General features: G+C 66.9%; 5 protein-coding genes. 1 reads left to right on the top strand and 4 read right to left on the bottom strand.

Annotated features, from left to right (window positions below):
* Positions 1–454: 454 nt before the first annotated feature.
* The gene (locus tag G3O00_RS05550; RefSeq protein WP_174928871.1) at positions 455–925 is read left to right on the top strand and encodes an ATPase; all 471 of its coding nucleotides are present in this window, start codon (positions 455–457) and stop codon (positions 923–925) included.
* Between the two features lie 172 nt (positions 926–1,097).
* Here the strand turns inward: G3O00_RS05550 and G3O00_RS05545 are convergent, their stop codons facing one another.
* From G3O00_RS05545 to G3O00_RS05530, 4 genes are all read right to left on the bottom strand, one after another.
* The gene (locus tag G3O00_RS05545) at positions 1,098–1,784 is read right to left on the bottom strand and encodes a DUF429 domain-containing protein (protein ID WP_206142346.1); all 687 of its coding nucleotides are present in this window, start codon (positions 1,782–1,784) and stop codon (positions 1,098–1,100) included.
* A 9-nt stretch (positions 1,785–1,793) separates the two neighbouring features.
* Positions 1,794–2,318 (bottom strand): HD domain-containing protein, encoded by a 525-nt coding sequence (locus tag G3O00_RS05540; protein WP_021161966.1) that lies wholly within the window; start codon positions 2,316–2,318, stop codon positions 1,794–1,796.
* Between the two features lie 120 nt (positions 2,319–2,438).
* A complete protein-coding gene (locus tag G3O00_RS05535) occupies positions 2,439–5,909 on the bottom strand; it encodes a YhaN family protein (RefSeq protein ID WP_206142345.1) in 3,471 nt (1,156 codons plus the stop codon).
* A gap of 3 nt (positions 5,910–5,912) precedes the next feature.
* Complete coding sequence (locus G3O00_RS05530; RefSeq protein ID WP_206142344.1) at positions 5,913–7,163, bottom strand: DNA repair exonuclease; 1,251 nt, start codon at positions 7,161–7,163, stop codon at positions 5,913–5,915.
* Between the last annotated feature and the right edge of the window lie 17 nt (positions 7,164–7,180).

Raw genomic sequence — 7,180 nt, 5'->3', positions numbered from 1 at the left:
CTTATCGGCTGTTAATTTTTAAAGAGCGTTTCTGCGAGGAACTTCGTGTTTCTCAGCAGCGCTGCGTTTTCAGCAGCAGAGAAGCGAGATTATGAACCGTGTTTCGCATTTCGTCAACAACTTTTTTCACTACATCGTTGCGACTGCGGGGCTCAACTTCCAGGCCAGTGGCGCGCTTCAGACTGCAGCACACCGCCAACCCTGCTTCCCTCTTCCGCGCCGTGTTTCCGTTAGCGCGAAAGAGGCGTGATTCTAAGCACCCGCCCCCAACTGCGCAAGCCCCTTTGTGAAAAAAGTTTGAAAAAGCCCCCGTGCGCTGACGCGCACGGGGGCTTGGGGCTCGACGGGCCCGGCATCGCAACACTGGCCGTCCTCTATTGATGTGACGTATACCTCTCGCCCCCCTATATATGAGGTCGCGAAACGAGCAAGGAATCGGGTGCGGTCGAGTATCATGCCGCGACCGAACCACGCACTCATATCCACGATGGACAGCACCACTCAACCCGGCGACGCCGACCTTCGCGACGAATATGCAGCGCTGCGCGAGCGCGCCATCATCCTGGAAGAACAGGCGCCGCCGCTTTTGCAACGCATCTCGGATGTATTGCCGCGGATCAGCGGCGAATCCGAGCTGGCGGACGAGCACCGCGAACGACTCGTCGGCGCGCGCAACGCTGCGATGGTCTCGATCGAAAACTATCAGCAGGCGATTCCTTTCCTGCAGACCGCCGACTCGATCATCGAGCAACTGGACAAGACGCCCGAGCGCGACGAAGACATCGAGTGGCGTGAATCGCTGCTGCAACGGCTCGACGAGCTGATCGACGTCGCCGTCGTGATGATCGACGATGCCGACGGCTACTTCGAACAGGCACAAGCCTGCGACCTGTCCAGCGTGCCGAAGGCCATCCTCGAGGATTAAGTCACGCCGCTCGGGATCGCGTCGCGCACCGGCATCATGTCGTGTGCGTCAGCCATCCCGATGCTGGCCGGCCGAAAGTCGCAGCGTGACGCTTCAGTCGTCACACTGGCCACGCCCCTCCCGCAAAAGCTCACCTTCTCGCTGCGCCTCTCGCACGCGACGCGCGACACGACTACCGTGCGTCGAGAACGATCGTCTCGTTCACGATCGGCACGCGGATATATCCGCCCTCCGCATCGCCATACGCGTGCGCATTCCCGTCGATGACACATTGCGCCGTCAACGCGCAAAGGGTCGCGTCTCGCGCATCGACGGACTTCAGCGTCGACACGTCGACTCCCAGTCGCTCCAGCAATTGCCGGCGCTGGTTGCGTTTCTGCTTCGCCGATGCGACGTCCCTACCCAGCATCGCGCAGGTAATCGCATAAGGATAGGTTTCGAAGCTCGCGCGCCCGCCCGCATAGGAGGCGTCGGTCAATAGCGGATAGGCATCCGCGAGCGCGCGGTAGACACGCTCTCCCATGAACATCCAGTCGAAGAAGCCTGACGTGCTCGCAACCGCCTGCTCCCGCGACGGCGTCGGAAAACACGAGATCCGCTCGCGCGCGAGCGCCTGTTCGGCCGCCCGGCGCCCGGTCCCCGTCCACCACAGGCTCGGTGCGTCGACACCCACGGCCACGACGTCATGGGCGAGGCACAGTGCAGGCACCGCCTCGGGTGCGATCCGTGCCTCGCGGCAGACGACCGTCTGTCCGCGCAGGATCACGAGATCGCATTGCTTTTTTTCGCCGCCCACATCGACACCCGCCACGGCCGGCGATTGCCGCGCGGCGGATTCAATGGATCGAGCCGATCGCATGCGGACGCCTCAGTCCGCCGGCCGTGCGTCGTACGCGGCGTCGAAGATCGCTTCGAGGCCGGGATGCACGCCGCGCATCGGATCGACGACCGACTTCGCCCAGTCGAAGTACGCCTGCTTGCGTTCGAGCGGCCAGTCCGCAGGCGGGTGCCGCGCGATGTCGCGCAGGTTGCAGATCTTGTCGGCCAGCTTCACGAGCTTCGCGCGCCGGCTGATGGTCGCCGCATGCTCGACCTGCAGGCGCTTGCGCTCCTCCTTCGGCAACGACTTGTCGTCGGTGACTTCCATCACGATGTCCGCCACGTCCTTGCCGAACAGCCGCAGCAATTCCTGCTCGGTCGTCTCGGTATCCTCGACCGTATCGTGCAGCACGGCCGCGACGATCACGCGCTCGTCCTCGACGCCGGCCTCGTTGGCCAGCACGTCGGCAAGCGCGATCGGATGATTGATGTACGGCGACGCTTCTTCATCCTTGCGTCGCTGATTGCGATGCTTGTCCGCCGCGAACGCAATAGCGGCTACCAGCTTTTTCATATTCCCCCTCGTGTGGCCAGACCCACGATCGGCCGAACCGGCCGCGTGCATTTCGGAACCGCACATACTACCTGTACGCGATGACCCTGCCCGTGTGCCGGCATTTCCGCACGCACCGCATCACGCACCCACCGGCGCACGCTGCAACTCGACCACGTTGACCCGCCCGCCGAATACATCCCTCACGAGCGGCAGCAGGTGGTCGTGATGCGTCAGGAACAACACCTGGGTTCGCGTCGACAGATCGCGCAGCGCATCGAGGCCGGCCTTCGCGCGCGCATCGTCGAAGTTGATGAACAGGTCGTCGGCCACGAACGGCAGCGCGGTCCGGCTGCCGAGCTGCAGCTCCAGCGCCGCGATCCGCAGCGCGAGGAACAACTGGTCACGCGTCCCTTCGCTCAACCCGGCGACCTCGACCGATGCGCCCTTCGTCCGCCTTGCATATAGTGCGGGCGGCGTCCGTTCGGTATCGACGGTCAGCCGTGCGAATTCGCCCAGCGTGAGCCCGGCAAAGATCTCGCCCGCGCGCCTGAGCATCGGCCCCTGCTTCTGGTCGCGATAGCGATCCGTCGCCCACTTCAGCAACCGGCTCGCCGTGGCCGCCTCCAGATACTGTTCGGCTGCATCGCCCATCGCGGCCAGCGCTTCCTGCCGTTTCGACTCGGCAACAGCCGCGTTCGCCTGGCCGTCGATCGCACCGAACGCCTGATCGGCCACGACCTGCTGCTGTGCAAGCTCGTTCAACCGCTTGCCGGCATCGCCGAGCGACTGCTTCACCGCTTCGAGATGCGCCGGTACGTCGGCGATGTCCTGCTCCGCGACTTCCGCTTCGACGGCGGACCGGGACAGGCCGTCACCATCGCGCACCAGTGCCTCGTGCGCGGCATCGACCGACTGCCGAAGCTGGCGCTGGCGATCCGAGCGTTCGGCCAGCGGCAGCGCCGCGTCGATCGACGCAACGCCGGCCAGTTGCAGCAGCGGCTGGATGCGCGCATCGGCCCCCGCCACCGCGGCAGCCGCATCCGCGACCTTGCCGTCAGCCTGCCGCACGGCCTCATCGGCACGACCGATCGCACGCGCGATTTCCCGGGCAGTCGAAAGGCGCATCGTCAGCCGGCGCGCGACGTCCGGCCAGTCGCCGCTCGTCAGCCATTCCGGCGCGAGCGCTTCGGCAAGCCGCCTTGCGCCCGCCTCGAGCGCGGCCAACTCCGCGCGGATCGCCGCGATCCGGTTGCGTGGCGCGTCGGCGTCGGCCAGTTCGGCCGTCACCGCGTTGGCGCGCCCCAGCGCACCTTCCGCCGCCGCCAGCGTCGCCGCACTCGTGGACAGTTTTGCGTCGGCCAGCGCGTCGCGCCATTGCGCGTGCCACGCATCGTAGGCCGTCTGCGCGTGGCCGGCGCGCGACTGCGCCGTCGCACATCCGCGTTCCGCTTCCCGCGCGCGATCCTCCAGGCTGTCCTGCTGCGCGAGCGCTTTCTCAGCCGACTGTACGAACGTCTCGGCGATCGCGACGAGTGCCGTCAGGCCGTCCGACTCGCCGCCTCGCGACACGGTGCGCAGCGCAGCGCGCAACGTGGTTTCGGCACCAGCCCGCGCGGCGCGAATCGTGTCGAACTCGCGGCGCTGCCGGTCGAGGTCGGCCTGCGCGGCGAACACCGCATCGCGCTTCGCGAGCCAGTCGCCCATCGCCGCCAGCGGCATGCCGGGCACCGCTGCAGTCGTCGCGAGCGCGGCCCACGCGTCGCGATGCGCGGCGAGCTCATGCTCGCGCTCGTCCAATGCGGCCTGCCTGCGCGTCACGCCGGCACGTGCGGATTCGACCTGCTGACGCAGCGACTGCAACGTCGCCGCCGCCTGCGTCGCACCGAGCTGTGCATCGACGAGTTCGTCCGCAAGGCGAATCGCGTCGTCGACTGCCGGTGCGCCCGTTGCGAGATCGACCGCGCCGCTGCGGATATCGCCCCACGCGCCGTCGCGCCGCGCACGCGCCGCCAGCACATCGGCGGTCGTGACGACCTTGTGGTTCTCCGCGAAATGCTTCTCCTGCAGTTCAAGCCGCTCGAGCTCTTCAAGCGCGCCGTCCCGTGCGTCGCGTGCCGCAGCGACCGCGCTCGCGCGTTCGCTGTCCTCCTTCAGCAGTGTGCCGAGCCGCGCCGCCGACGGCACGTCGAGTGCACGCAGCGCGTCGACCGGCATGCGCCACTGGCCGAGCGCATCGAGTGCGCCGGACAGTGTGCGTTCGGCGGCGGCGATTTCATGTTCGAGTGCCTGCTCGCGCTGGCCACTGTTGCGAAAACCCTGCGCATCGGCCAGCGCCGCACGCAGTGCCTCCGGCACATCGACGGTCGACAGGCGTGCCTGTTGTTCCTGCACCTGCGCAAGCTCGCGCGTGCGTTCATCCAGCGACTCCCGTGCGCCGGCAAGCGCCTGATGCAGCGCACCGTGCTCACGCAACAGGTTTGCAACGGTCTTCAGCGACAGCGCGGTCGGCAGCGACGCACGCAGCGCCGCTTCGTCCGTCGGCCAGTCGAGCTGGGCGGCCGCAGCGAATGCGGCGGACAGGTGACGCTCGACATCCGCGCCGAGCAACAGCAGATCCTGCGCGTGATTCATGCACGCACCACGCAGCCGGTCGAGCGCTTCGATGTCGGCTTCGAGCGCCAGCGTGTCGGCGTCGGTGTCGATCGCATCGCGCGTCTGCCGCTTCGCGAGCAGGTCGGCACGCCGTTCCTCGAGCACCTTCTGTTCGGCCGCGAGATCGCCCTGCGCCTTCAGCAGATCCGCATACGCGGTGGGCGGCAACTCGACGACCGCGCCCAGTTCCGCCAGCGCCGCGTCCTTGACCGTCAGCTCCTTCAGGTACGGTGCCAGCCGCCGCACGCGTTCGAGCTTCGAGCGCAGCGCTTCGAGCCGACGCTGCTCCGCGCGCGCCTGCTCGATCTGCTGTTCGACCGCTTCGCGCGCGTCCTTGCGTTCGACCCAGTCGCGCGTGCGCACCTGAACCGTCTTTAGTTCGGTCACGGCTTCGTTGAACGACGATTCGGCCAGTGCAAACGCGCTGCCGCTGCGGCGCGGCGCCCAGAGCTCGACCGAACGCGCATCGAGCTCTTCGCGCACCGGCCCGAGACTGCCGACACCCGCCGCCGATTCGAACAGCACCTGGCCGAGCTTGTCGGATGCGTCGAGAATGCTTCGGCCGCCGTCGATCAGACGCCCGTGATCGAGCCCGAACATCTGTTCGAAGAATTCGCGCGTGGCGCCGTCGAGAACGGCGGCCAGATAGTCGTCCGGCAACTTGTCGTCGGCGGGCGTACGCAGCGGACTGCGCCCGCGCGCGCGGTGGAACGCGAGTTCGCCCGTGCCACTCTCCAGCACGCCGCCGATCCGCAGTTCGGGCGTGCTGTGCAGAAAATCGAGCGGCGTCTGCAGCTTCATCCCGAACAGCAGCTCCGACACGGCCGTGCGGATCGTCGACTTGCCGGCCTCGTTCGGCCCCACGATCACATGGAAATCCTCGCCGGCCGACGGGAAACGCAGCGTCTCGTCGGTGAACTTGCCGTACTTGATCAGATCGAGCTGATTGATGCGCATCGCTTATTCTCCCCGCGCCAGCCGCGCCAGCAACGCAGGCCCGACCTGCTCGACGAGCGCCGTGAGCTCGCCCGCGCGTGCCATCGTCAACAACGGCACCTCTTCCTTCACGTCGCTGCGCACCTTGCCGACGAACGGCTTCAGGTCGCGCTCGAGCAGTTCGAGGAAATCCGGGTCGCGCGCGGCATCAGCCAGGATCTGCTTCAGGTCCTCCAGCGCTTCAAGCTGCTCGCTTTCGCCCGGCTGATGATCGGCCGCGGACGTCGCGAGCCGGACCTTCTCGAGCCACAGCCGCTCGTTGCCGATGATGCCGATCTGGTTCAGCACCTCCGCGCGCAACTGCGGCGCGCGTCCGAAAAAGAGGCCATGCGCGGGGGTGCGCCCCGTGACCGTCACGCGCACCGCGCGCGGCACATGGCCGTCGACAGTCAGCAGCGATTCCAGCGACTGGCCGATCTTTCTCGACAGGTCGGCAACGGTGAAGCAGTCGGACGCGTCCACCGACACGGCTTCCCAGCGCAGCACGTCGAGATACAGCCGCTCGACCTGCGTGCGGCCTTGCTCGACCGTCACGAGCACCGCGCCGCGGCGGCCCGTCTCGCGGATATGGCGCCCCTGCAGGTTGCCGGGAAACACCACCGTGGACGGCCCCGACCACTGCTGGAATTCATGCACGTGGCCGAGCGCCCAGTAGTCGTAGCCTTTCGCGTGCAGTTCGGCCAGCGTGCACGGCGCATAATTTGCGTGCGCCGCATAGCCTTCGAGCGCGGTGTGCAGCACGCCGATGTTGTAGTAACCGGGCACCGGGTCCGGATAGCCGATCGCGAGATTGTCGACGACGGCCTTGTCCTTGAAGCTCTGCCCGTGCAGCGCGACGTCGAATTCCGGCAGCTTGTGGGTTTCCGCCTTGCGGTGGCCGAACACGGTGACGTTGTCGGGCAGCGTCAGCTTCTTCGTCATCTCGCTTTCGGCGTCGTGGTTGCCGCCGAGGACGAACGCGCGGATGCCGGCCTTGCGCAGGCGCCCCATCTGCTGGCCGAAGAAGATGCCCGTGTTGTGGTCCTTCCAGTCGCCGTCGTACAGGTCGCCGGCGATCACAAGGAACGCGACTTCCTCTTCGATCGCACGATCCACGAGTTGCCGCAGCGCCTCGCGCGACGCGTTGCGCAACTGCGCGGCCGGCGCGTCGGGATACGCGCTCAGGCCGTGCAACGGGCTGTCAAGGTGTATGTCTGCCGCGTGGATGAACTTCACGAAGATTCCTCTGTTTC

The sequence above is a fragment of the Burkholderia sp. Ac-20384 genome (genome assembly GCF_017104605.1).
Taxonomy (GTDB): domain Bacteria; phylum Pseudomonadota; class Gammaproteobacteria; order Burkholderiales; family Burkholderiaceae; genus Burkholderia; species Burkholderia lata.
The sequence above is the reverse complement of the archived record's forward strand: the minus strand, read 5'-3'. Positions and strand labels throughout refer to the sequence as shown.